Raw genomic sequence first — 22691 nt, 5'->3', positions numbered from 1 at the left:
GCGATCCTCGACGCCTGCTGCACCGCCTGGACCGCACTTACCGCTGAGCCAGAGCGCATCCGCTCCATCGCCAACTTCAAATACATCGCACGCGTCAATGCTTAAGCGCAGTGGTATTACTTGGGCTTCTGCTGCGGTCCTGGGGCGGGCTTGGTCGCGGCAGCCGGCGGCGGTGGCGCGGGGTCCGGTGCGGGTGCGACGGGCGTCGAGGAGCCGAGATTGACCCCGATGCCGAACACGCGCCAGCGCCCCTCGACCGGGGCGAAGAGCAGCTCGAAGTTCACCTGCGTCGGCACGGACGGGAAGAAGCCCGCCATCCGCAGCATGCCGTTCGACTCGATCTGCGGCAGCAGGGTCAGCTGCGGGTCGAGCACCGCCACGCCGGAAAGGTCGAGCTTGGCGTTGCGCTGGCTCGCGAAGATCTCCGCGAGCCGGGCCGACGTGTTGGCATCGCGAAAACCCGGCGCCGAGAGGTCGCGCAGGACGGTGTAGTTCCCGGTCTCGTTGGCCTGGTGCAGGGCCAGCAGCGTCGTGCGGATCAGGATCAGCACGCCGTTGCGGTCGATCTGCGCCGGCTTCGGCGCCGCGGCCGGCGTCGACGCCGGCTTCTGCTCGGCCGTGGCCGGCGCCGCCCCGATCAGCAGGGCGGCGAGCGGAGCCAAGATCGCCCATCCAACGGCCCCCATGACAGCCCATCTGAACGCCATCGACGAAGCCTCACATCGGTTGAGCCGAACCGGCGAGGCGCTCACCAGGCCAGGGTCAGACCACCGCGCGCGCCGACATTGGTGCGCCCGCTCGTTCCGAAGCCGACGCCGCCGGAGGCATAGAGATTGTCGGTGAGCCGGGCAACGCCGGTGGCGCCGAAGGCGGTCTCGCCGTTGTAGGTGCCGAAATTCGCCGAGACCGCGTAGGCCTTGCCCGCCGGCAGCACGGCGCCGCCGAGCGCGAGCGCGATCGCCGTGCCCTGGTAGGCCGTCCGGACGTCGCGGCGCAGGACCCCGACGGCGGCCTCCAGCCCCGTGATCCGGCCGTCCAGCCCGGTGATGCGGCTGTCGAGCGCGGCGATGGTCTGGGGCCCGAAGCTCGAGGCGGCGAGGTTCCCGCCCGCGTCGGTCGTGACGAAGCTGGTGGTCCCGGTCTGCGCCGCGAGGCTCGCGCCCGAGGTGAGGCCCGCCATGGTGTAGGTCTGGTCCGCCCGCCCGATCGCGACCTGGTTCGCGCGCGAGGCCGACGCGCCCTGCCCGATCGCGACGCTGTTGGGTGCCGCCGCGATTGCGCCCGCGCCAATGGCCGTGGAGGAGGTTCCGGACGCGAACGCGCCGGAGCCGAAGGCGGAGGCCTGCTCGGCATTCGCGCGGGCCGAGGTTCCGACTGCCGTCGCGTTGACCTGCCCGGCCGCCAGCGACCCGGCCTGCGCCTCGGCACCGATCGCGACCGCCCCCGCATTCTGGAAGTCGCTAGCGGCGGCTCCGGAGCCGCCCGCCCGCGCGCGGGAGCCGACGGCTGTGCTGTCCGATCCCGTGCCGGTCGACCGCGCATACGCGAAGGTGCCGATGGCGATGTTCTGGCGCGCATCGCCGCTGGCCGTCGCGGCGGTCCCGATCGCGATATTGTTGGCGGTGGAGCCTTCGCCGCTGCCGCTCGCGTTGGAGCTCAGTCCGATCGCGACGTTGGCCGACCGGTTGCCGCCGGCGCCCGCCTGCGCGCCGAGCGCGGTGTTCTGGCTGCTCGCGCCGTTCGCGGTCGCCAGTGCGCCGTAGACGCTGTTCGCGCTGCTGTCGCCATTCGCGGCGGCGGTGCCGCCGATGGCGACGTTCTGGCTCAGGCCAGCACCGGTCGCCGAGGCGCCGGGACCGCACGCGATGTTGCGCGTGCTGCCGGCGGCGTTCGCTCCCTGGGCCCCACCCGCCGTCGCCTGGCAGAGGAACTGGGCCGAAACCGGTTGCGACGTGCCGATCAGCGCCGCGCCTGCCAGCAGCGCGAAGACGGCACAACGCTCGACCGAGCGGTGACGCGCAATCGGACGGCGCGCAGCGGCCTGCGCACGCATCGGAACATCTTGGATCATGATATCTCCGAAGCATTCAGTGAGCTTCTTGCCGCCAGAAACTGCCATCGACGCAAATCCGAAGCAACGATATACAAGATCTAATTCGCGGCAGTGTGATTTTTACAACAATAAATAAAAAATAATTAAAATCGCGTTAACCATAAATATCCATGATAAATGCCAATAAAATACCAAAACCGGCAAAGAGTTCTAAGGCGGCGAAATCTGGTTCTGTTATGGATCGCGCGTTCGGCCGGACGCACTGCTTCGGCATCTACGATCCCGGCGCGGATGCCTTCCACGGACAACGATCAGCCCACCGGACGGGCGGCCGCGAATGCATGGCCGGCCCTGGCCGGACCGCTCCGACGCCGCCCGCCCACGGACGCGGCGGTCGAACGACCATGAGCCACGGGCGAGGCGGTTGCTCTGCGATGCGCACGGCTCTACCGGGCGGACGCCGCCCGCTGACATGACCGCGAAGCGATCACGGTCCGGTCTCGCCAGCGGGCGCGAGCCTAGCGGCGGCCCGCCCGGACCTCACGCGAACGCGATTCGCCCGGCCTCGCCAGCGCCGCAGAGTCCGGGTAACCGGAAGGGCATGTGCCCGCCGCCCCGCGTCCTCGCGTTCCTCCTCGCTCTCCTGGGCTCCCTCACGGGCTCCTGGCTCGTCGCCGGGACCGCCGGCGCCCAGGCGCCCCGGCCCTCGAAATACGCCGATCTCGTCCGGGCCGAGCTCGTGACCGAGGAGAGCGCCGTCGCGGCGGGCGCCACGGTCACGGCGGGCGTGCGGCTGACGATGAAGCCCGGCTGGCACGTCTACTGGCGCAATCCCGGCGATTCCGGCCTGCCGCCGGAGATCGCCTGGTCCCTGCCGGCGGGCTTCTCCGCCGGCCCGGTGGCCTGGCCGGCGCCGGAGCGCATCCCGGTCGGCGACCTGATGAATTTCGGCTACGAGGGCGAGGTGCTGCTGGCGGTGCCGCTCACCGCCCCCGCCGCCCTCGGATCCGGGCCCGTCGTCCTGCGGGCCAAGGTCTCCTACCTCGTCTGCGAGCGCGAATGCGTGCCGGGCGAGGCCAGCCTCTCGGCGAGCCTGCCGGTCGCGCCCGCCGGCACGAGCCCGCGGCCCGATCCCCGCGCCGCCCCGCTCTTCGCGCAGAACCGCGAGCGCCTGCCGGTGCCCTCGCCGTGGCCCGTCCGGATGGAGCAGGACGGCGCCACGCCGGTGCTCCACCTCGACGCGCCGGGGCTCAGGGCCCGCGACGTCGCGTTCTTCCCCTACTCGGAGACCGCCCTCGAGCACGCCGCCGCGCAGACGGCGACGGTCGACGCCGCGGGACTCCACCTGCGGCTCCAGCGCAGCAGCCAGGGCGGGGCCGACGCACCGGCGCCGCGGGCGGACGGCGTGCTGACGCTCACGGAGGAGACCGCCTCCGGACCGGTCCGCCGCGCCTTCGCCCTCGGCGAGGCGGCGCCGGCCCCGGTGACCGCCGCCGCCTCCATTCCCGCGCCGGCCGCCGCGACCGCGCCGCCCGAGGCCGAGGGCCTGTGGCAGGCCGCCCTCCTCGCCTTCCTGGGCGGGCTCGTCCTCAACCTGATGCCCTGCGTCTTCCCGGTCCTGTCGATCAAGGTGCTGAGCCTGGTGCGCCATTCCGGCGAGAGCCCGGGCCGGGTGCGGCTGCACGGCCTCGCCTACGCGGTGGGCGTGCTCGCGACCTTCCTCGCCCTCGCCGGCCTCCTCATCGCCCTCCGGGCCGGCGGCGCGCGGATCGGCTGGGGCTTCCAGCTCCAATCGCCCCTGGTCGTGGCCGGCCTCGCCTACGGATTGTTCGCCATGGGCCTCAGCCTGTCCGGGGTCTGGCACCTCGGCGGACGGGCGGCGGCCCTCGGCGACGGGCTGACCCGGCGCGCCGGGCTCGAGGGCTCGTTCTTCACCGGCGTGCTGGCGACCGTGGTCGCCACGCCGTGCACGGCGCCGTTCATGGGCGCCGCCATCGGCTACGGGCTGACGCAGGGGCCCGCGACCGCCCTCGCGGTCTTCGCCGCCCTCGGGCTCGGCCTCGCCCTCCCCTTCGCCCTGCTGGCGGCCTGGCCCGCCGCCCTGCGGCGCCTGCCCCGGCCCGGGGCCTGGATGGAGATCCTCAAGGGCGTCCTCGCTTTCCCGCTCTACCTGACGGTGGCGTGGCTCGTCTGGGTGCTGAGCCAGCAGGTCGGCCCCGCCGGGCTGATGGCCGGGCTCACCGGCCTGGTGCTGGTGGCGTTCTGCGCCTGGCTCGTCGAGCGCGGCCGGACGGCCGGTCCCGTCGCCCGGCGGACCGGGCAGGCCGTGGCGCTCCTCGGCCTTCTCGGCCTCGCCGGCCTCCTCGTGGTGCTCGACCAGGACCGCGCGGCGCCGGCGGCGGTCGCGGCGGCGGACGGCGTCGAGCCGTTCAGCCAGGCCCGGCTCGACGCGCGGCTCGCCGAGCGCCGGCCGGTCTTCGTCAACATGACGGCCGCGTGGTGCATCACCTGCCAAGTCAACGACCGCACCACCCTGCGGGCGGCCTCGGTGCGCGCCGCCTTCAAGGCGCACGACGTCGCCCAGCTCAAGGGCGACTGGACCAACCAGAACCCGGAGATCACCCGGGTGCTCGAGGCGAATGGCCGCTCGGGCGTGCCGCTCTACCTGCTCTACGACGGCCGCGGCGGCGTCGCGGTGCTACCCCAGATCCTGACCGAGGCGACGCTGCGCGACGCCCTCGCGGCCCTCCCCGCCGGAGCCGGGCCGCGGGCCGCCCTGCCCTGAACCCGGCACCGGTCCGCCGCAGGCCTGCGTGCCGCATGGCAGTCCTGCGGCGGACGGCCTGAACCCGTTTGCCGCTTCCGTCTTATGCTGCAATGCAGCAGTGAGGACGGCAATGCAGCACACGGTTCACGACACGACCGTCGCCACGACGGCGGGACGGCCCGCGGCCCTGGCCCTGGTGGCGCTCGCGGCGGCCTCCTTCGGCATCGGCACCACCGAGTTCGTCATCATGGGACTCCTGCCCGAGATGGCGACGGATCTCGGCGTGAGCATCCCGAAGGCGGGCCTGCTCGTCTCCGGCTACGCGCTCAGCGTCACCTTCGGCTCGCCGGTGGTGGCGGTCCTGCTCGCCCGCCTCGACCGGCGCCGGGCGCTCCTGGTGCTGGTCGGCCTGTTCATCCTCGGCAACGCGCTCTGCGCGCTGGCGGCGAATTACGGGCTCCTGATGCTCGCCCGGATCGTCACGGCGCTCTGCCACGGCGCCTTCTTCGGCCTCGGCGCGGTGGTGGCCGCAGACTTGGTGCCGCCGCACCGTAAGGCCAGCGCCATCGCGATCATGTTCACGGGCCTGACCCTCGCCAACGTGCTGGGCGTCCCGTTCGGCACGGCGCTCGGTCATGAACTGGGCTGGCGGGCGACGTTCTGGGCCGTGGTCGGCATCGGCTTCGTGGCGGCGGCCGCTCTCATCGCCTGGCTGCCGCGGCACCTGCCGCAGGAGGGCGGCAGCCTCCTGTCGGAGATGCGGGTGCTGCGCCGGACGCAGGTGGTGCTCGCCATGCTGCTCAGCGTGCTGGCCTCGGCAAGCCTGTTCAGCGTCTTCACCTACGTGGCCCCGCTGCTCGCCGCCACCGCGGGTGCCAGTCCCCAGGCGATCACCGGCGTGCTGCTGCTGTTCGGCGTCGGGCTGACCGTCGGGAACGTCCTCGGCGGCCGCCTCGGCGACTGGCGGCAGATGCCCGCGGTGATCGGCCTCGCCCTCGCCCTCGTCGTCGTGCTCCTGGCGCTGGTGCCGGCGAGCGCCGCCCTGATGCCGGCCACCGCGGTGATCGGCCTGTGGGGCATCCTCGCCTTCGCCCTGGTGGCGCCGCTGCAGCTGCGGGTGCTCACCGCCGCCGACGGCGCCCGCAACCTCGCCTCGACGGTCAACCAGGGCGCCTTCAACCTCGGCAACGCGCTCGGCGCCTGGCTCGGCGGCGTCGCCATCACGGCGGGCGTGGCCTATGACCACCTGCCGGTGATCGGCGCGGTGCTGGCGCTGGCCGTGGCGGGCGTGGGCGTGCTGGCGCACCGGCTGGACCGGTGAGGGTCGGATCCGGGGCAGCGGCGAGACGTTGGCGCGGACCTTCCGTTGGAGGAGTTCCGCCCCGTGACCCTCGCTTCCCCAGAGATGCAGGACTGCATTGATGCCTGCCTGCGCTGCTACCAGACCTGCCTCGGCATGGCCTCGAACCACTGCCTGCCGGCGGGCGGCAGGCACGTCGAGCCGGAGCATCTCCGCCTGATGATGGCCTGCGCCGAGATCTGCCGCACCTCGGCGCACCTCATGCTGATCGGCTTGCCCGAGCACGCGCACACCTGCCGGGCCTGCGCCGAGATCTGCGAGGACTGCGCGAGGAGCTGCGAGGCGGTCGGCGACATGCAGGACTGCGTCACGGAGTGCCGCGCCTGCGCCGCGCATTGCCGCCGCATGGCGGCCTGAGCGGCGGGCGCCTCCTCACCGCCCGCTGCGCCTCGCCGCCGCCAGCGCCGCCCCGCCGATCAGCCCCGCCGCCGCGATCATCCCGATGTGCAGCCACATCGGGTCGGCGGCGACGACGCTGCCCTTCGCCCGCGCGTCGAACCGCCCGTGGGCGCCGTGGTCCCGCCGGGCGTCGACCGGGTCGAACAGGTTGTCGGGCCGGCCGGCCTGCGCCGCCTCCGGCGTCATCTCGCCCCGGTAGCCGTGGCGGGCGAGGTAGTGGTCGGTGAAGGCGGGCGCTGCCTGCGCGCCGAGGATCGCGAGCCAGGACGGGGTGCCGATCCAGAGCTCGCGCGGCGCGTCGTGGGCGGCGCGCACGATCTCCTCGGCGATCGTCTCGGGTTGGAAGATCGGCGGCACCGGCTCGAGCCGGCGCGGCAGGCGCGAGCGGGCCCAGTCGAATTGCGGCGTGTTCACCGCCGGCAGCTGCACCATGGTGAGGCGGATGGTGCTGCGGTGGTGCAGCAACTCGGTGCGCAGGCTGTCGACGAAGCCGCGCACCGCCGCCTTGGCGGCGCAGTAGGCCGCCTGGAGCGGGATCGACCGGTAGGCGAGCGCCGAGCCGACATGCACGATGGTGCCGCGGTCCGACGCCCGCATGTGGCGCAGGGCCGCGAGGGTGCCGTGGACCTGGCCCAGATAGGTCACGTCGGTGACGCGCTGGAACTCCTCCGGGGTCGTCTGCGCGACCTCGGCGTAGACCGTCACCATCGCGTTGTTGACCCAGACGTCGATCCCGCCGAACTCCTCCGCGAAGGCGTCCGCCGCCCGGTCGACGGCTCGCGGATCGGCGACGTCGGCCCGGTAGCCGAGCGCCTGGCCGCCGACCGCCCGCACCTCCTCGACCGCCGCCGCGATGCCGGCCCGGCCCCGCGCCACGATGCCGACGTTCCAGCCCCGGCGCCCGAAGGCGACCGCGACGGCGCGCCCGACCCCGGCGCTGCCGCCGGTCACCACCACGGTGGGGCGCGTTGTCCCGCTCATGCACCTGCTCCCTTGACACGACGTCAGCCCGACAACGCGCCCGGGGCGGTTCGGGTGCAGGGACGGATCGTGCCTGCGGGGAGTGCCGGATCGGCGGGCAGGCTGCCCGCTATTATGTCTATACACAAAGCCTCGCCGCCGGTACGACAGGGCAGGCTTGGCGGGTGAGGCTTGGCGGGCGAGCAGGAGGGGACGATGAGGGCGGTTGCCGCAGGGTTGGTGGTCGCGGTCGCGCTGGCGGGGCAGGTCCAGATGCAGGCCTTGGCGCAGGAGACGAAGGTCACGGTCGGCCTGTCCGGCTGGACGGGCTTTGCCCCCCTGACGCTGGCCAAGGAAGCCGGCATCTTCAAGAAGAACGGCCTCGACGTCTCTCTCAAGAAGATCCCGCAGGCGAGCCGCCACCTCGCCATCCGCTCCGGCGACGTGCAGTGCGCCGCCACCACGGTCGAGACCTGGGTGGTGTGGAACGCCAACGGCGTGCCGACGAAGCAGATCTTCCAGCTCGACAAGTCCTACGGCGCCGACGGCCTGGCGGTGAGGAACGACGTCGCTTCGATCAAGGACCTGAAGGGCAAGACCGTGGCGGCCTCGGTGCCCGGCACCGCGCCGTATTTCGGGCTGGCCTGGATCCTCAAGGCCAACGGCCTGTCGCTCAAGGACGTGAAGGTCGTCAACCTCGAGCCCGGCCCCGCCGCGCAGGCGTTCATCGCCGGCCAGAACGACGCTGCGATGACCTACGAGCCCTACCTCTCGTCGGTCCGCGCCGCGCCGCAATCCGGCAAGATCATCGCCACCACCCTCGACTACCCGATGGTGATGGACACCTTCGGCTGCACGCCGGAGTTCCTCGACCAGAACCCGAAGGCCGCCAAGGCGCTCGCCGACAGCTACTTCGAGGCCCTCGACCTGATCGCGAAGGACCCGCAGAAGTCCTACGAGATCATGGGCGCCGACGTGAAGCAGACCGGCGAGGCCTTCGGCAACTCGGCGAAGTTCCTGCGCTGGCAGGACCGGGCCGCCAACAAGGCGTTCTTCAACGGCGAGATCCAGAAGTTCTCCGAGCAGGCGGCCGACCTGCTGCTCGAGGTGGGGGTGATCCGGCAGAAGCCCGACATCGCCGGCCTCGTCGACGGCCGCTTCGTGCAGTGAGCCGGTTTCGTCCGCTGCAGCCGGTCGGCGGCCCGGCCCGGGTGGCCCTGGGCCTGAGCTTCTTCGTGCTGTTCGTGGCGGTCTGGGCCGCCGCGACCCTCGGGGGGCTGGTGCCGAGGACCTTCCTGGCCGATCCGGTGACCATGGTCCAGGACGGCTGGCTCCTCCTCACCCGGTTCGGCTTCGCGTCCGACATCGGCGTCACGGTGTGGCGCGTGGTCGGCGGCTTCCTGCTTGCGAGCGCAGTGGCGGTGCCGCTCGGGGTGATGATGGGAGCCTACAAGCCGGTCGAGGCGTTCTTCGAGCCGTTCGTGTCCTTCGCCCGCTACCTCCCGGCCTCGGCCTTCGTGCCGCTCCTGATCCTGTGGGCCGGCATCGGCGAGACCCAGAAGCTCCTGGTGATCTTCATCGGCTCGGTGTTCCAGATCATCCTGATGGTCGCGGTCGCGGTGGGCAACGTCCGGCGCGACCTCGTCGAGGCCGCCTACACCCTGGGAGCGAGCGATTCCGGCATCATCCGCCGGGTGCTGCTGCCCGCCACCGCGCCCGAGATCGCCGAGATCCTGCGCCTCGTGCTCGGCTGGGCCTGGACCTACGTCATCGTCGCCGAGCTGATCGGCTCCTCGTCGGGCATCGGCCACATGATCATCGAGAGCCAGGCGCTGCTCGCCACCGGCCAGATCATCTTCGGCATCATCGTCATCGGGCTGATCGGCCTCGTCTCGGACTTCCTGTTCAAGGCGGCCAACCGGCTCCTGTTCCCGTGGAAGCTCGCCTGATGCGGGAGATCGTCCAAGGCAGCGCCCAAGGGGGCGTCCACGAGATCGTCGAGGTGTCGGTCGAGGGCGTGGCGCGGGTCTTCCCCGGCAATCGCGGGGGAGCGCCCGTGCAGGCCCTCGCTCCCACCGACCTCCAGGTCGCCAAGAACGACTTCATCACCATCCTGGGGCCGTCCGGCTGCGGGAAGTCGACGCTCCTGCGCATCGTCGCCGGCCTCGACCGGCCGAGCGCCGGCCGGGTCCTGGTCGAGGGACGCGAGGTCCGGGGCCCCGGCCCCGACCGGGGCATGGTCTTCCAGTCCTACACCCTCTTTCCGTGGCTCACCGTGGCGGAGAACATCGGCTTCGGCCTGCGCGAGCGCGGCGTGCCGGTCGCCCAGCGCCAGGAGATCGTCGCCGCCTACCTCGACAAGGTCGGGCTGCGGGGCTTCGAGGGGCACTACCCCAAGCAGCTCTCCGGCGGCATGCAGCAGCGCACCGCCATCGCCCGGGCGCTCGCCAACGATCCCGCCATCCTGCTCCTCGACGAGCCGTTCGGGGCGCTGGACAACCAGACCCGCGGGCTGATGCAGGAGCTGCTGCTCGGCATCTGGGAGCGCGAGCGCAAGACGGTGGTCTTCGTCACCCACGACATCGAGGAGGCGATCTTCATGGCCTCGCGGGTGATCGTGATGACGGCGCGCCCTGGGCGGATCAAGGCCGACGTGCCGGTCGATCTCGGGCATCCGCGCCACTACACGGTCAAGACGAGCCCGGAATTCTCGCGCCTCAAGGCGCAGCTCACCGAGGAGATCCGGGCCGAGGCGGTGCTGGCGGCGCGGGAGCATTGAGGGACTGATCGAAGGGGCTCGACGGAGCTCAAATCCTCCATCGTCATCCCGGGGCCGCGAAGCGGAACCTGGGATGACTCCGTGGGTGTCGGCATTCTCAAGCGGGCACGGACAGGCCCCCGAAATCCGCCTCCCCACGCCTCGAATCGCCCGGGCGATGTTCTAACTGCGTCTCCTGACCCGATCCCTGCCGCCTCTTTCCGCGGCGCAACCGTTCAGGAGACGAGATGAAGGCCTTCGTCGTCCGCAGCCCCGGCGGCCTCGACCGCCTGGAGATCGCCGAGCGGCCCGATCCCGGCGCGCCCGGCCCCGGCGAGATCCGGGTCGCGATCCACGCGACCTCGCTCAACTACCACGATCTCCTGGTGGCGAGCGGGCGTTCCCCCGCCGCGGACGGCCGCGTGCTGATGTCGGACGGGGCAGGCCTCGTCGAGGCGGTGGGCGACGGCGTCACCGAGTTCGCCCCCGGCGACGCGGTCGTCTCCTGCTTCTTCCCGCAATGGGCGGACGGGCTGCCGCAAGCGCCGGTCGGCAACTTCGCGCAGGTGCCCGGCGACGGGGTCGACGGCTTCGCGGTGACCCACGCGGTCCGTCCCGTCGGGGCGTTCACCCGCGCTCCCCGCGGCTGGAGCCACGCCGAGGCCGCAACCATCACCACCGCCGGCCTGACCGCCTGGCGCGCCCTCGTCGGGGACGGCGGGCTCAAGGCCGGCGACACCGTGCTGGCCCTGGGCACCGGGGGCGTCTCGATCGCGGCCCTGCAGATCGCCAAGACGATGGGCGCGGCGGTGATCGTCACCTCCTCGTCCGACGCCAAGCTCGAACGGGTGCGGGCCCTGGGCGCCGACCACACGGTGAACTACCGCACCCACCTGGACTGGGGCCGGCAGGTGCGCGACTGGACCGGCGGCGGGGTCGACCACGTGGTGGAGGTCGGCGGGCCCGGCACCCTGGCGCAGTCGATCGAGGCGGTGCGCGTCGGCGGCCACATCGCCCTGATCGGGGTGCTCACCGGCCGCGGCGGCGAGGTGCCGACCTCGGCCCTGATGGCCAAGCAGGCCCGCCTCCAGGGCCTCATCGTCGGCAGCCGCCGCCAGCAGCAGGACTACGTCGCGGCGCTCAGCCTCGCCGGCCTGCATCCGGTGATCGACCGGACCTACGCCTTCGCCGAGCTGCCCGAGGCCTTCCGCCACCAGGAGGGCGGCAGCCACTTCGGCAAGCTCTGCGTCGCCTGGTAGTGGCGTCCCGGGAGGATCCGGCCGCGGCCCGGAACCTGCCCCGGCGCCGTCCCGCGCCGAAGCTCGACGGCGCCCACGCTTCCGGGATATGTCCCTGCCCATGAACGGGATCGTTGTGGTCGGCACCGGCCAGGCCGGCTTTCAGCTCGGGGCCTCCTTACGGGAGAACGGCTATGCCGGCCCGGTGACCCTCGTCGGCGAGGAGCCGGGCCTGCCCTACGGCAGGCCGCCGCTGTCGAAGGCCTACATGCTGGGCAAGACCGACGCGGCAGGCCTGCGCCTGCGGCCGGAGGCGTACTTCGCCGAGCACGGGCTCGCGGTGCGGGCCGGCGAGCGGGCGACGGCGATCGACCGGCCGGGGCGCAGCCTCCACCTCGCCTCCGGGACTGCGCTGGCTTACGACCACCTCGTGCTGGCGACCGGCGCGCGCAACCGCCCGCTGCCGGTCCCCGGCGCCGACCTGCCGGGCGTCCACCAGCTGCGCGACCTCGCCGAGGCCGACGCCCTGAAGGCGGCCCTCGCCGAGGCGCGGAACGTGGCGGTGGTCGGAGCCGGCTTCATCGGGCTCGAATTCGCGGCGGTCTGCGCCCAGAAGGGCTTGCCCGTCACGGTGATCGAAGGGCTCGAGCGTCCTCTCGCCCGCTCGGTCTCGCCCGGCATGGCGGCGCTGATCGAGGCGTCCCACGTCGCGGCCGGCGTGCGCTTCCTGTTCGGCAGCGCGGTTGCCGCGATCGTCGGGCCCGGCCGCGCCCGGGCCGTCGCCCTGGCGGACGGGCGGGAGGTGGCGGCGGACCTCGTCCTCGTCGGCATCGGCGTGGTGCCGAACCAGGAGCTCGCCGTGGCGGCGGGCCTGGCGGTCGAGAACGGGATCGCGGTCGACGCGATGCTCGCGACCGACGACCCTGCGATCTCGGCCATCGGCGACTGCGCCAGCTTTCCGTCCCCGCACGCGGCCGGGGCGCGGGTGCGGATCGAGTCGGTGCAGAACGCCGTCGACGGTGCCCGCTGCGTCGCTGCCCGCCTCGCCGGCCGGCCCGCCGCCTTCGACGCGGTGCCGTGGTTCTGGAGTGACCAGGGCCCGCTCAAGCTCCAGATCGCCGGGCTGTGCCAGCCGCACGATCTCGCGGTGCGCCGGGGCGACCCGGAGGCGGGCGGCGTCTCGGTGTTCTGCTACCGCGACGGGCGTCTCGCCGGCGTCGAGTCCCTCAACCGCCCGGCGGACCACATGATCGCCCGCCGCCTGCTCCAGGCCGGCCGCTTCCCGTCGCCCGACGAGGCGACGGATCCCGGCTTCGACCTCAAGGCCCTGGCCCTCGCCCGGGGCTGACCGGGCAGAGCGGTCAACCCTGCGGGCGGGCCCGTGCCGTCAGGCCGCCCGGATGGTGGCGAGGAAGCGGCGCATCTCGGCGCTCAGGTGCTCGGACTGCTGCGACAGCCCGGAGGCGGCGCCGAGGACCTCGCTCGCCGCACGGCCGGTCTCGTCCGCCGCCCGCGCCACGGTGCCGATGTTGCCGGTGACCTCCCCGGTGCCCGTCGCGGCCTCGGAGACGTTGCGGACGATCTCCTGGGTCGCCGCGCCCTGCTGCTCCACCGCAGCGGCGATCGAGGCGGCCACGCCGTTGATCTCGCGGATCTGCCCGGCGATCCTGTCGATCGCCGCGACCGCCGCGCCGGTCGAGTCGCGCACCGCCCCGATCTGACCCGCGATCTCGTCCGTGGCCTTGGCCGTCTGGTCGGCCAGCGCCTTCACCTCGGCGGCGACCACCGCGAAGCCGCGGCCCGCCGGCCCGGCGCGGGCCGCCTCGATCGTGGCGTTGAGCGCCAGCAGGTTCGTCTGCGCGGCGATCGAGGAGATCATCGCCGTGACCTCGCCGATGCGCCCGGCCGCGGTGCTGAGGGCGTGCACCACCTCGGCGGTGCGGCCGGTCTCCGCGACGGCGGTCTCGGCGAGACGGGCCGAGCCGTCGACCTGGCGGCCGATCTCCTGGACGGAGGATCCCAGCTGCTCCGTCGCCGCGGCCACGGTGTGGACGTTCGCGGCGGCCTCCTCGGCGGCGGCGGCCACGGCGGTGGACTGGCTCGCGGTCTCGGCCGCGGTGAGCGTCATCGTCCGGGCGGCGTCCTGGAGCCGGGAGGCCGCGGCCGCGACCTCGCCGACGACGCCGCCCACCGCCTGCTCGAAGCCGTCGGCGAGCAGCAGCAGGGTGCGGCGGCGCTCCTCCGCGGCGGCCGCCTCGGCGATCTGCCGGCGCTCGGCGTCCTCGGCAGCCTTGCGCGACACCATGGTCTTGATCCCGTCGACGGCCCGGGCGACCATCCCGATCTCGTCGCCCCGCCGCGCCTCCGGGAGGCTGGCCTCGACCTCGCCCTGCGCCATCCGCTGCAGCACGCCGACGAGGCGGCTCAGCGGCCGCGTGATGCCGAACACCGACAGGAGCATCGCGGCGACGAAGCCCACCGCCACCGCGGCGGCGCCGAGGCCGAGGCTCGCGTTCCGCGCCGCCCGCGTCTCGGCCGCGAGGTTGCCGGCCCCGACCTCCATGTAGGCGACGATGTCGTTCGACAACGCGCCGCATCCCTCGTAGGCCACCTTCATCACCGGATCGACGACCTGCCGGATATGGCCGGCGACGCGCGCCGCGTCGCCCGCCTCGATCATCCGGCGCACCGTCATGCTCTCGGCGATGAAGCGGTCGACGTGGCCCGCCTGCGTCGCCACCTGGGTCGCGAAGGTCGGGGCCTGGGCCGGCAGGTCGCTCATGATCTGCCTGAGCTTCGGTGTGACGTCGTCCAGCTCGGAAAGGTAGGGCCTCCGGGCCGCCGCGTCCGGCGCCGCGAGGGCCCGGTCGAGGGCGTAGGCGATCTCGAACACGAACCGCGTCGCCCGTCGGGCATTGGCCGCGCCCCGGCTTTCCTGCTCGACGAAGCGGCCGTAATGAGCGCCGATCGTGGTCATCTGGGACGTCGCGTACCAGAGCGCACCCCCTGCCAGCAGGCCGAGCAGGGCCGTGACGGCAGCGATCTTTGCTGCTACCGGAATTCGAGAGAGCATTCTGGCCTCGGGCGGACGTGACGTTTCACCCGAGAGACTATGTCATAATGGTTAATAACAGATTTTGAGGAAATATTTCCACGTCGCCGCTCAAGCAATAACAAGAGAGATGCGATCGGTGAGCTTGCAGACGTCAGAGAGCTGCGATCGTCCGAATGAAATGCGGTGCGAACTCAATTGTGCCGGGGCCAGGGCCGGCTCCACCGGCCCGGCTCGGCTGTTGTTCTCAGCGGTCATTCTCGGTCGTCAGCTCGCTCGGATGGATGCCCTTGTCCGGCGCGTCGTCGGGGCGCAGCTGCGCGTCCGGATAGGCGCCGTCGGTCAGTTCCACCCCGGCCGCCACGAGGGTCCCGCGGAGCGCGGCCCGCTGCTCGGAGGACGGCGGGTAACGCCCCGCCTCGAACAGGCGGATGCACTCCGCGTCGACGTTGGCGCGCAGCGCCAGATCGTCCTCCGACCAGCCCAGCAGGTCCCGCGCCCGGCGCAGCTGCGCCGCCGTGATGTCGTCTCCGCCGTTCACTGAATCCCGTCCCTTGCTCGCCCGTGGATCTCCTTGCGCCGTGCGGCGCCTGGGCTAACGGCGAGGCTCCGCTTTCGTTGCCACACCGGCAAGCTTTCGCGAGTCGTGCCACATTACGGCCAAGCTTGCCGCATATTTGCAACAGTCGTCGGCAAGATGCTGATGCGGAGCGGCCGCTCCCGCCGCGAGGGTTGCGGGCGGAGGGGGGCCTCTCTAGGGTCCGCGACCAACACGACAATGCAGATGGGGAATGCGATGAAGGCGATGCAGGTTGCGCTGGCCGCCGGCGCCGTCGCACTTTTGGCGTCGGCCACGCAGGCTTCGGCGCAGAACATGATGGGCTACGGCCAGAAGAACCGGGACAAGTCCGGGCAGCCTCAGTACATCCCGCCGACGAAGGCGCAGGAGAAGATCTTCCCGCTCGATTCGACCTGGACCGCGGTGAGCATCAACGGCAAGCCGTTCGCGGGCAGCGAGCGGCCGAGCTTCATCATCGACAAGCAGTACCGCGCCCGCGGCTTCGGCGGCTGCAACACCTTCGCGGCGACGGCCTTCCCGCTCAAGGAGCAGCACCTGGCGGTCGGCCCGCTGGCGCTGACCAAGCGCACCTGCGACAAGACTGTCGGCGCCTCCGAGATGCAGTTCCTCACCGCGCTGCGGACCTCGGGACAGTGGGACATCGTCGGCTCGCAGCTGGTGATCAAGAGCCAGGCCGGCGAGCTGCGCTTCGACCGCGCGCTCTGATCCGAGCCATTCAGGCACGACGGCAGAACGGCCCCGCCCCGCGGCGGGGCCGTTCTCGCATGGGCGGGGCACCGGAATCGATTTACCGCTGCCCTTCCGTGCATTATGGCGCTCTCCTGTCCAGCGTGGACGTCCGGGCCTGGTTTCTTCCGCGAGGCACGGTATCGGCGCGCGGCCCAACCACAACAGCGGATGCGAGGAGGAACCGGGATGCGGTCGATGTCGAGGAGGGTGCTGCTGGCGGCGGCGCTGCTGGGGAGCAGCCTGGTGGGCGCGCAGGCGCAGGACAAGACGCCGGTCAAGCTCGGCGCGATCGAGATCCTGACCGGGCCGAACAGCCGCTACGGGATCGCCATCCAGCGGGGCTTCGACCTCGCGCTGGCGGACATCAACAAGGCCGGCGGCGTGCTCGGCGGCCGTCCGCTCGCCATCGCCTACGAGGATTCGGCCGGCGCCAAGGAGCAGGCGCTCAACGCCGCCCGCAAGCTCATCGGCCGCGACAAGGTTCCGCTGATCCTGGGGCCCACCCTGTCGAACGAGATGTTCGCCGCCGGCCCCGTCGCCAACGAGCGCAAGGTGCCGATCGTCGGCACCTCGACCACCGCCAACGGCATCACGGCGATCGGGCCCTACGTCTTCCGCACCTCGCTCCCTGAGGCCGACGTCATCCCGGTCACGCTGAAGACCGCCCAGGCGAAGTTCGGCATCAAGCGCGTCGCCGTGATGTACGGCAACGACGACGCCTTCACCAAGTCGGCCTACGACGTGATGAAGGCCTCGCTCGAGAAGCTCGGCATCGAGACCCTGACGACCGAAACCTTCGGCTCGAAGGATTCGGACTTCTCGGCCCAGCTCACCAAGATCAAGGCGCTGAACCCCGACGCGATCGTGCTGTCGGCGCTGGTCGAGGCGGCCTCCGGCATCGAGCTCCAGGCCCGCCAGCTCGGCATCCCGGAAAAGGTGTTCTTCATCGGCGGCAACGGCCTGAATTCGCCCAAGCTCGGCGACATCGCCGGCAAGTCGGCGGACGGCACCCTCGTCGGCAGCCCGTGGTTCATCGGCAAGCCCGACGCGGCCAACCAGGCCTTCGTCAACGCCTTCAAGGACAAGTACGGCGGCGACCTGCCCGATCAGTTCGCGGCCCAGGCCTACGACACGCTGTTCATCGTCGCCAAGGCGATCGACGCGGCCGGTGCCCCCGACTCCGAGAAGATCAAGGACGCGCTCATCAAGGTGAAGCACACCGGCGTGATGGGCCCGTTCTCCTTCTCCGACAGCCGCGACCCGGCGGACACCTCCGGCGTGGTGGTGCTGGTGATGAAGGGCGGCAAGTTCCAGCTGCTGCAGTAAGCGCACTGGTTCGGTCGGGCCACGCCTGAGAATGGGGCGCGGTCCCCCCTCTCTCACACGGGAGAGGGGACCGCGCTTCATCTTGAGAGGGTGGTGCTGCCCTGCCCGGCGTCCCCGAACTCCACCGATTGACCCGCCGCGCGATATCGGCCACGTCGCGCCATCGTCATCCTGTTCGGCCCTGAGGCCGGGCCGCATCGGGCGTCGGACGCCCATCGAAATTCCAAGCCCCCATGCTTGAGCAGCAGCTCGTCAACGGCGTCGTGCTCGGCGCGACCTACGCCCTCTTCGCCATCGGCTTCACGCTGATGTTCGGGGTGATGGGCGTCATCAACCTCACCTACGGGGTCTACTTCGCCCTCGGCGCCTTCGCGGCCCTGTGGTCGACGCAAGGTCTCGGGCTGCCGATCTGGGCCGCCCTGCCGGTCGGCGCGCTGGTCGCGGGCGTGCTCGCGGTCGTCCTCGACACGCTGCTCCTCACCCGCCTGCGGCGGGCGAAGGCGCCCGAGCTCGCCTCCCTGATGGTGACGCTGGGGGCGACGCTCTTTCTCTACGCCGGCATGGCAGCGGCGCTCGGCACCGAGATCCGCCGCTTCCCGGCCGAGGTCTTTTCCGGCGGCGCCTACAGCCTCGGTGACGTGCGGGTGGGCACCACCCAGCTCCTGATCCTCGCCGCGGCGATCGTGCTGATGCTGGCGCTGCTCGCCCTGGTGCGCGGCTCGCGCCTCGGCCTCGCCATCCGGGCGGTGGCCGAGAACCCGGACGCCGCCTCGCTCATGGGCATCAACGGCGCCCTGATGCTGCGGGTGGTCTCGTTCCTGTCCGGCGCCATCGGCGGCGCGGCGGGGGTGCTCGTCGGCCTCAACTTCAATGCCATCCAGCCCTTCATGGGCGAGCACATGATGCTGCGCGGTTTCGCGGTCATCATCGTGGGCGGGCTCGGCGACCTGCGCGGCGCGCTGCTGGCCGGCCTGCTCGTCGGCCTCGCCGAGGTGCTCACCGCGGCCTACCTCTCCTCGACCCTCAAGGACATGATCGCCTTCGCGCTCCTCGTCGCCACCCTGTGGTTCCGCCCGCTCGGCCTGTTCGGCCGCGCCGCCGCCAAGCGGGCCTGACCGTCATGTGGGAAGCCTTCGACGACTTCTACTGGACCTACCAGAGCCTGATCCACGCGATCGGGGTGAACGGCATCCTGGCGCTGTCGGTCTACGTGGTGCTGGCGGTGGGCCAGCTCTCGCTCGGCCAGGCCGCCTTCATGGGGGTCGGCGCCTATACGGGCGCGCTGCTCACCGTGAAGTTCGGCGTGCCGTTCGGCGTGTCGATCCTGGCCGCCGCCCTGGTGCCGGCCCTGCTCGCCCTCGTCGTCGGCGGGCCGACGCTCCGGCTCACCGGCGTCTACCTCGCCATCGCGACGATCGGGCTCGGCGAGATCACCCGCATCGTGTTCCTGAACTGGGACTATGCCGGGGGGGCGCTCGGTCTCTCCAACATCCCGGAGCGCGGCGGGGTCGCGGCGATCTACGGCACCCTCGCGGTGCTGCTCGTCGGCCTGACGCTCGTCGCGCGCTCCCGCGTCGGCCGGGCGATGGAGGCGATGCGCGAGGACGAGGCCGCCGCCGGCGTGATGGGCGTGAACCTGCCGCGCTACCGGCTCGTGGCGCTGGTCGTCTCCTCCGCCATGGCCGGGGTGGCGGGCTGCCTCTCGGCCCACGTCTCCTCGTTCATCGGCCCGAACGAGTACGGCTTCGAGGCCGCGGTGACGATCCTGAGCTACGCGCTCCTCGGCGGCATCGGCTCGCCGCTGGCGCCCGTCCTCGGCTCGACCATCCTGACGCTCCTGCCGGAGGTCCTGCGCCCGCTGGCCGATTTTCGCCTGATGGTGAACGGCCTCATCATCGTGCTGGCCGTCCTCTTCATGCCCCGGGGCATCCTGCCCTGGCGCATCGCCCGGACGGGCTGACGCCATGGCTCTCCTCACCGTCCAGGGCCTGACGCGGCGCTTCCAGGGCCTCGTCGCGGTCGATTCCGTCGACTTCACCGTCACGCCCGGCACCGTCCACGGCCTGATCGGCCCGAACGGCGCCGGCAAGACCACCCTCTTCAACCTCGTCTCCGGCGTGCTCGCGCCCAGCGCCGGCAGCGTCCGCCTCGGCGACCAGCCGCTCGACGGGCTTCCCCCCTACCGCCGCACGGCGCTGGGCCTCGCCCGCACGTTCCAGAACATCCGCATCTTCTCCGAGATGACGGTGCTCGAGAACGTGATGACCGGCCTGCACACGCGCCTGTCCGCGACCTGGGGCATCCTCCTGCGCAGCCCCGGCTTCCGGGCCGAGGAGCGGCAGGCCAAGGCCAAGGCCCGCGACCTCCTCGCCTTCGTCGGCCTGAGCGAGGCCGCCGACATCCGCGCCGGCGACCTGCCCTACGGCGACCAGCGCCGGCTCGAGATCGCCCGGGCGCTCGCCTGCGAGCCGCGCCTCGTGCTCCTCGACGAGCCTGCCGCCGGCATGAACCCGGCCGAGACGCACGCGCTCCTCGGCCTCCTGCGCCGCCTGCGCGACGAGCGCGGCCTGACCCTGCTGCTCGTCGAGCACGACATGCCCCTGGTGATGAGCCTGTGCGACCGCCTGACGGTCCTCAACTTCGGCCGCCGGATCGCCGACGGCACCCCCGCGGAGGTGCGCGCCCACCCGGCGGTGATCGAGGCCTATCTCGGCACCGGCAGCCACGAGGCAGGCGCGAGCCGGGAGGCGGTGAAGTGAGCGAGCTTCTCGCGGTCGAGGGCCTGCGCCTCGGCTACGGCCGGGCCGACGTGATCCACGGCATCGCCCTCACGGTCCGGCGCGGCAGCATCGTGTCGCTGATCGGCTCGAACGGCGCCGGCAAGACCACGATCCTGCGCAGCCTGTCGGGCCTGATGAGGCCCCGGGCCGGCCGGGTGATGTTCGGCGACGGCGCGGGCGTCGACATCGCCGGCGAGGCGGCGCACCGCATCGCCCGCCGCGGCATCGTGCAGGTGCCGGAGGGCCGCCAGGTCTTCGCCAACATGACCGTGGCCGAGAACCTGCGGCTCGGCGCCTACCACGTGCCGGGACCGGAGGCGGCGCGGCGGCAAGCGGCCGTCGAGGCGCGCTTTCCCCGCCTCGCCGAGCGCCTGCGCCAGCAGGCGGGCTACCTCTCGGGCGGCGAGCAGCAGATGCTGGCGATGGGCCGGGCGCTCATGGCCGAGCCGGTTCTGCTCCTCCTCGACGAGCCCTCGATGGGCCTCGCCCCGCTGATCGTCGAGGAGATCTTCGCCATCATCGCGTCCCTGCGGGCGGAGGGGCGCACCATCCTGCTGGTGGAGCAGAACGCCAGCGCGGCCCTCGCCATCGCCGACTACGCCTACGTCCTCGAGACCGGCCGCATCCGGCTCCAGGGCCAGGCCGCGGAGATCGCCCGCAACCCGGAGGTCACGGCGGCGTATCTGGGGGTGTGAGCACCCCTCGCGTCACTGCCACACGCCCGCCTTACGCGCCTTGGCGCTCGCCTCCGCGGCTTCCAGCTCGGCCGGCGCGCCCGGCGCGGCGCGGCCGGCGCCGTTGAACAGCACCACCTCGGACAGGTCCTGCTCGCCGGCCCGGCAGCGATAGAGCTCGGGCGCGCCGGCCGGCTGGCACGTCACCTCGCGCCGGCGCAGGTACTGGCGGAACTCGCGGGCGAGCGCGCCGCCCTGCCCCTCGACGCCGAGGAGCCGCACCACCTGCCCGTCGAGGCGCAGGCGGCCGGTATCGACGACCCGCGGGACGCCGCGCAGGCTCGGGGCCGGCGCGGCCCGCTCGCCCGGGCTCTGCCAGGCCGGGCGTGCCCCGCTGCGGGCCAGGGCTCCGGTCTCCCGCGCGGTCTCCCGCGCCTCAGCGGCCTGGGGCGCCGGGCGGGCCTTCGCCAGCTGCGCCGCGATGTCCTGAAACAGGGCCTCCGGCGCGTCGCCGGCGCTGTTCTCCACCGAGCCGCCGGAGAAGATCGTGCCGACGAGGAGGTCGCCGGCGCTGCCGACATGGAGCCCGTCCCGGCCTCCCGGCTCGTCAGCGCCCTCGGGCGGCCGGGCGAGGCCGGCGAGGAGCGTGAGCAGCGCGGTGCGCCTGTCACCCGTCGGCACCGGCCCGGCGACGAGCCGGTCATAGACCGGGCGTCCGTCGCGGCCGAGGTGGCGCAGGCTGGCGGCGGCGGCGCGCCGGGCCTCCGGCGTGTCGGGCAGGGGTGGCCCGCCGGCCACCACCGCCTGCACGGCGCCGTCCGGCCCGAGGACCAACACGCCGGACCGGGCGCCGCTGCGGCCGGCGGCGTCGAGGCGGCGCTCGACCGCCTTCTCGGCGATGGCCTGGAGGCCGCGGTCCAGGGTGGTGCGCAACGCCGCGTCCCGGACCGGCTCGGGGCCGAGGCGCTCGGCGGCCTGCGCCAGGACGAGGTCCGGAAATCCGCTGCGGGTCACCGGCGAGGTTCCGGAAGGGGCGAGGTCGTCGAGGGCGCGCCCCGCCTCCGCGGCCTGGGCGGCGCTGAGGCTGCCCCGCATCACCATGCCGTCGAGGACGTCGCGGGCGAGCGCGCGGACCTGGGCGACGTCCCGGTCGGGCTGCAGGTCGGGCCCGAGGGTCAGTCCCGCCAGGAAGGCAGCCTCGGCGGGCGCGAGGGAGGCGGCATCCTTGCCGAACAGGCGCTGCGCCGCCGCGTCGATCCCGTAGAGGCCAGCGCCAAAGCGGGCGAGGTTGAGGGCGCGGGCGAGGATTGCCGGCCGGTCCTCCCGCGCCTGGAGGCGGAGCACCAGCATCGCCTCCCGCACCCGGTCGGCGAGGCTGCGCTCGACGCCGGGCACGGCTCTGATGATGTCGCGGCGGACCAGACGCTGGGTCAGGCGCGGGCTGCCGGACCGGGGACCGTCGCTGATCGTGTCGCGCAGGGCGCTGCCGATCACCGCCGCGATCCCGGTCACGTCCAGCCGGTAATCGTCCTCGAACCACGGATCCTGCGCGGCCAGGAAGGCCTGGCGCATCACCGGCGCCACTGCCTCCGCCGTGAGCGCGCGCCCCTGGACGATGCCGCGCCGGGCAATCGGCTCGCCGTCCTGCGCCTGCACCGTGAGCGTGCGGGCCGGGTGCCGGGGCCCGGAGAGCGGCGGCAGCGTCGCGGCGCACCAGAGGACGAAGGTCGCCGCCAAGCCGAGCGCCCCCAGGCCCACGAGCAGGAGGGCGCGGCCCCAGGGCAGCGCCCCGGCCCGGCGTGCCGCCCCGGCGAACCGGGCCGCGACCGGGTGGCCCCCGACCCGCTCCGCCGCGCCCTGCCAGGCCGGCCCGACCCGCCGCAGCGGCGCGGCCGCAGCCGAGACGACCGGCTGAAGCCGCCCGGCGACGGCGCTGCCGGCCCGGGCCGCGCCGGTGCGGAACCGTCCCGCGCCCTCGGCGATCCGGCGGCCGCCGGCAGAGAGGCGGGAGGGGG

20 protein-coding genes are annotated in these 22691 nt (G+C 72.7%); 14 read left to right on the top strand and 6 right to left on the bottom strand.

Going from position 1 to position 22691, the window contains the following annotated elements; genetic code table 11:
- Positions 1-116: 116 nt before the first annotated feature.
- A complete protein-coding gene (locus tag VQ02_RS23395) occupies positions 117-707 on the bottom strand; it encodes a hypothetical protein (RefSeq protein ID WP_048446626.1) in 591 nt (196 codons plus the stop codon).
- 41 nt (positions 708-748) lie between these two features.
- Positions 749-2071: a hypothetical protein gene (locus VQ02_RS34880; RefSeq protein ID WP_167350783.1), complete on the bottom strand. Its 1323-nt coding sequence runs from the start codon at positions 2069-2071 to the stop codon at positions 749-751.
- Between the two features lie 583 nt (positions 2072-2654).
- Between VQ02_RS34880 and VQ02_RS23385 the strand changes: the two genes are divergently transcribed.
- From VQ02_RS23385 to VQ02_RS23375, 3 genes are all read left to right on the top strand, one after another.
- Positions 2655-4838 (top strand): protein-disulfide reductase DsbD family protein, encoded by a 2184-nt coding sequence (locus VQ02_RS23385; RefSeq protein WP_083469396.1) that lies wholly within the window; start codon positions 2655-2657, stop codon positions 4836-4838.
- Positions 4839-4950: 112 nt separating this feature from the next.
- Positions 4951-6141 carry an MFS transporter gene (locus tag VQ02_RS23380; RefSeq protein WP_048446625.1) on the top strand — a complete coding sequence of 397 codons (1191 nt, stop codon included), beginning with the start codon at positions 4951-4953 and terminating at the stop codon, positions 6139-6141.
- 84 nt (positions 6142-6225) lie between these two features.
- Positions 6226-6537, top strand: a complete 312-nt coding sequence (locus VQ02_RS23375) for a four-helix bundle copper-binding protein (protein WP_048446624.1) — start codon at positions 6226-6228, stop codon at positions 6535-6537.
- A gap of 15 nt (positions 6538-6552) precedes the next feature.
- On the opposite strand, the gene VQ02_RS23370 is transcribed toward VQ02_RS23375, so the two are convergent.
- On the bottom strand, positions 6553-7560 hold the full coding sequence (locus VQ02_RS23370; RefSeq protein ID WP_048446623.1) for an SDR family oxidoreductase: 1008 nt from the start codon (positions 7558-7560) through the stop codon (positions 6553-6555).
- 252 nt (positions 7561-7812) lie between these two features.
- Between VQ02_RS23370 and VQ02_RS23365 the strand changes: the two genes are divergently transcribed.
- The 5 genes from VQ02_RS23365 (at position 7813) to VQ02_RS23345 (ending at position 12883) form a co-directional block, all read left to right on the top strand.
- The gene (locus VQ02_RS23365; protein ID WP_048446631.1) at positions 7813-8709 is read left to right on the top strand and encodes an ABC transporter substrate-binding protein; all 897 of its coding nucleotides are present in this window, start codon (positions 7813-7815) and stop codon (positions 8707-8709) included.
- Positions 8706-9488, top strand: a complete 783-nt coding sequence (locus tag VQ02_RS23360; RefSeq protein ID WP_048446622.1) for an ABC transporter permease — start codon at positions 8706-8708, stop codon at positions 9486-9488. Before VQ02_RS23365 ends, VQ02_RS23360 begins: the two co-directional genes overlap by 4 nt.
- The gene (locus VQ02_RS23355; RefSeq protein ID WP_425339921.1) at positions 9488-10318 is read left to right on the top strand and encodes an ABC transporter ATP-binding protein; all 831 of its coding nucleotides are present in this window, start codon (positions 9488-9490) and stop codon (positions 10316-10318) included. The genes VQ02_RS23360 and VQ02_RS23355 overlap by 1 nt, the downstream gene beginning before the upstream one ends.
- A gap of 227 nt (positions 10319-10545) precedes the next feature.
- Positions 10546-11556, top strand: coding sequence for a zinc-dependent alcohol dehydrogenase family protein (locus VQ02_RS23350; RefSeq protein ID WP_048446621.1), 1011 nt, complete (start codon positions 10546-10548; stop codon positions 11554-11556).
- Between the two features lie 88 nt (positions 11557-11644).
- Complete coding sequence (locus VQ02_RS23345; RefSeq protein ID WP_048446620.1) at positions 11645-12883, top strand: NAD(P)/FAD-dependent oxidoreductase; 1239 nt, start codon at positions 11645-11647, stop codon at positions 12881-12883.
- A 39-nt stretch (positions 12884-12922) separates the two neighbouring features.
- Here the strand turns inward: VQ02_RS23345 and VQ02_RS23340 are convergent, their stop codons facing one another.
- Positions 12923-14608, bottom strand: coding sequence for a methyl-accepting chemotaxis protein (locus VQ02_RS23340; protein ID WP_048446619.1), 1686 nt, complete (start codon positions 14606-14608; stop codon positions 12923-12925).
- Between the two features lie 226 nt (positions 14609-14834).
- Positions 14835-15128, bottom strand: a complete 294-nt coding sequence (locus VQ02_RS23335; RefSeq protein ID WP_245239828.1) for a helix-turn-helix domain-containing protein — start codon at positions 15126-15128, stop codon at positions 14835-14837.
- A gap of 243 nt (positions 15129-15371) precedes the next feature.
- Between VQ02_RS23335 and VQ02_RS23330 the strand changes: the two genes are divergently transcribed.
- From VQ02_RS23330 to VQ02_RS23305, 6 genes are all read left to right on the top strand, one after another.
- Entirely contained in the window at positions 15372-15872 is a 501-nt protein-coding gene (locus tag VQ02_RS23330; protein ID WP_048446628.1) for an META domain-containing protein, read from the top strand.
- A 219-nt stretch (positions 15873-16091) separates the two neighbouring features.
- On the top strand, positions 16092-17222 hold the full coding sequence (locus VQ02_RS23325) for an ABC transporter substrate-binding protein (protein ID WP_245239827.1): 1131 nt from the start codon (positions 16092-16094) through the stop codon (positions 17220-17222).
- Positions 17223-17455: 233 nt separating this feature from the next.
- Positions 17456-18337, top strand: a complete 882-nt coding sequence (locus VQ02_RS23320; protein WP_048446617.1) for a branched-chain amino acid ABC transporter permease — start codon at positions 17456-17458, stop codon at positions 18335-18337.
- Positions 18338-18342: 5 nt separating this feature from the next.
- The gene (locus tag VQ02_RS23315) at positions 18343-19182 is read left to right on the top strand and encodes a branched-chain amino acid ABC transporter permease (protein WP_048446616.1); all 840 of its coding nucleotides are present in this window, start codon (positions 18343-18345) and stop codon (positions 19180-19182) included.
- A 4-nt stretch (positions 19183-19186) separates the two neighbouring features.
- Entirely contained in the window at positions 19187-19981 is a 795-nt protein-coding gene (locus VQ02_RS23310; RefSeq protein ID WP_048446615.1) for an ABC transporter ATP-binding protein, read from the top strand.
- On the top strand, positions 19978-20697 hold the full coding sequence (locus VQ02_RS23305; RefSeq protein WP_048446614.1) for an ABC transporter ATP-binding protein: 720 nt from the start codon (positions 19978-19980) through the stop codon (positions 20695-20697). The genes VQ02_RS23310 and VQ02_RS23305 overlap by 4 nt, the downstream gene beginning before the upstream one ends.
- A 12-nt stretch (positions 20698-20709) precedes the next feature.
- On the opposite strand, the gene VQ02_RS23300 is transcribed toward VQ02_RS23305, so the two are convergent.
- Positions 20710-22691 (bottom strand): biosynthetic peptidoglycan transglycosylase (locus VQ02_RS23300; protein ID WP_053080515.1); only part of this gene is annotated, 1982 nt, incomplete at its 5' end.

Source organism: Methylobacterium variabile, from assembly GCF_001043975.1.
Taxonomy (GTDB): domain Bacteria; phylum Pseudomonadota; class Alphaproteobacteria; order Rhizobiales; family Beijerinckiaceae; genus Methylobacterium; species Methylobacterium variabile.
The sequence above is the reverse complement of the archived record's forward strand: the minus strand, read 5'-3'. Positions and strand labels throughout refer to the sequence as shown.

Excerpts from the sequence above, each read along its gene's own strand:
- VQ02_RS23395 (WP_048446626.1), bottom strand. The coding sequence starts at position 707 with ATGGCGTTCAGATGGGCTGTCATGGGGGCCGTTGGATGGGCGATCTTG.
- VQ02_RS34880 (WP_167350783.1), bottom strand. The coding sequence starts at position 2,071 with ATGATCCAAGATGTTCCGATGCGTGCGCAGGCCGCTGCGCGCCGTCCG.
- VQ02_RS23385 (WP_083469396.1), top strand. The coding sequence starts at position 2,655 with ATGTGCCCGCCGCCCCGCGTCCTCGCGTTCCTCCTCGCTCTCCTGGGC.
- VQ02_RS23380 (WP_048446625.1), top strand. The coding sequence starts at position 4,951 with ATGCAGCACACGGTTCACGACACGACCGTCGCCACGACGGCGGGACGG.
- VQ02_RS23375 (WP_048446624.1), top strand. The coding sequence starts at position 6,226 with ATGCAGGACTGCATTGATGCCTGCCTGCGCTGCTACCAGACCTGCCTC.
- VQ02_RS23370 (WP_048446623.1), bottom strand. The coding sequence starts at position 7,560 with ATGAGCGGGACAACGCGCCCCACCGTGGTGGTGACCGGCGGCAGCGCC.
- VQ02_RS23365 (WP_048446631.1), top strand. The coding sequence starts at position 7,813 with ATGCAGGCCTTGGCGCAGGAGACGAAGGTCACGGTCGGCCTGTCCGGC.
- VQ02_RS23355 (WP_425339921.1), top strand. The coding sequence starts at position 9,488 with ATGCGGGAGATCGTCCAAGGCAGCGCCCAAGGGGGCGTCCACGAGATC.
- VQ02_RS23350 (WP_048446621.1), top strand. The coding sequence starts at position 10,546 with ATGAAGGCCTTCGTCGTCCGCAGCCCCGGCGGCCTCGACCGCCTGGAG.
- VQ02_RS23345 (WP_048446620.1), top strand. The coding sequence starts at position 11,645 with ATGTCCCTGCCCATGAACGGGATCGTTGTGGTCGGCACCGGCCAGGCC.
- VQ02_RS23340 (WP_048446619.1), bottom strand. The coding sequence starts at position 14,608 with ATGCTCTCTCGAATTCCGGTAGCAGCAAAGATCGCTGCCGTCACGGCC.
- VQ02_RS23330 (WP_048446628.1), top strand. The coding sequence starts at position 15,372 with ATGGGGAATGCGATGAAGGCGATGCAGGTTGCGCTGGCCGCCGGCGCC.
- VQ02_RS23325 (WP_245239827.1), top strand. The coding sequence starts at position 16,092 with ATGTCGAGGAGGGTGCTGCTGGCGGCGGCGCTGCTGGGGAGCAGCCTG.
- VQ02_RS23320 (WP_048446617.1), top strand. The coding sequence starts at position 17,456 with ATGCTTGAGCAGCAGCTCGTCAACGGCGTCGTGCTCGGCGCGACCTAC.
- VQ02_RS23315 (WP_048446616.1), top strand. The coding sequence starts at position 18,343 with ATGTGGGAAGCCTTCGACGACTTCTACTGGACCTACCAGAGCCTGATC.
- VQ02_RS23310 (WP_048446615.1), top strand. The coding sequence starts at position 19,187 with ATGGCTCTCCTCACCGTCCAGGGCCTGACGCGGCGCTTCCAGGGCCTC.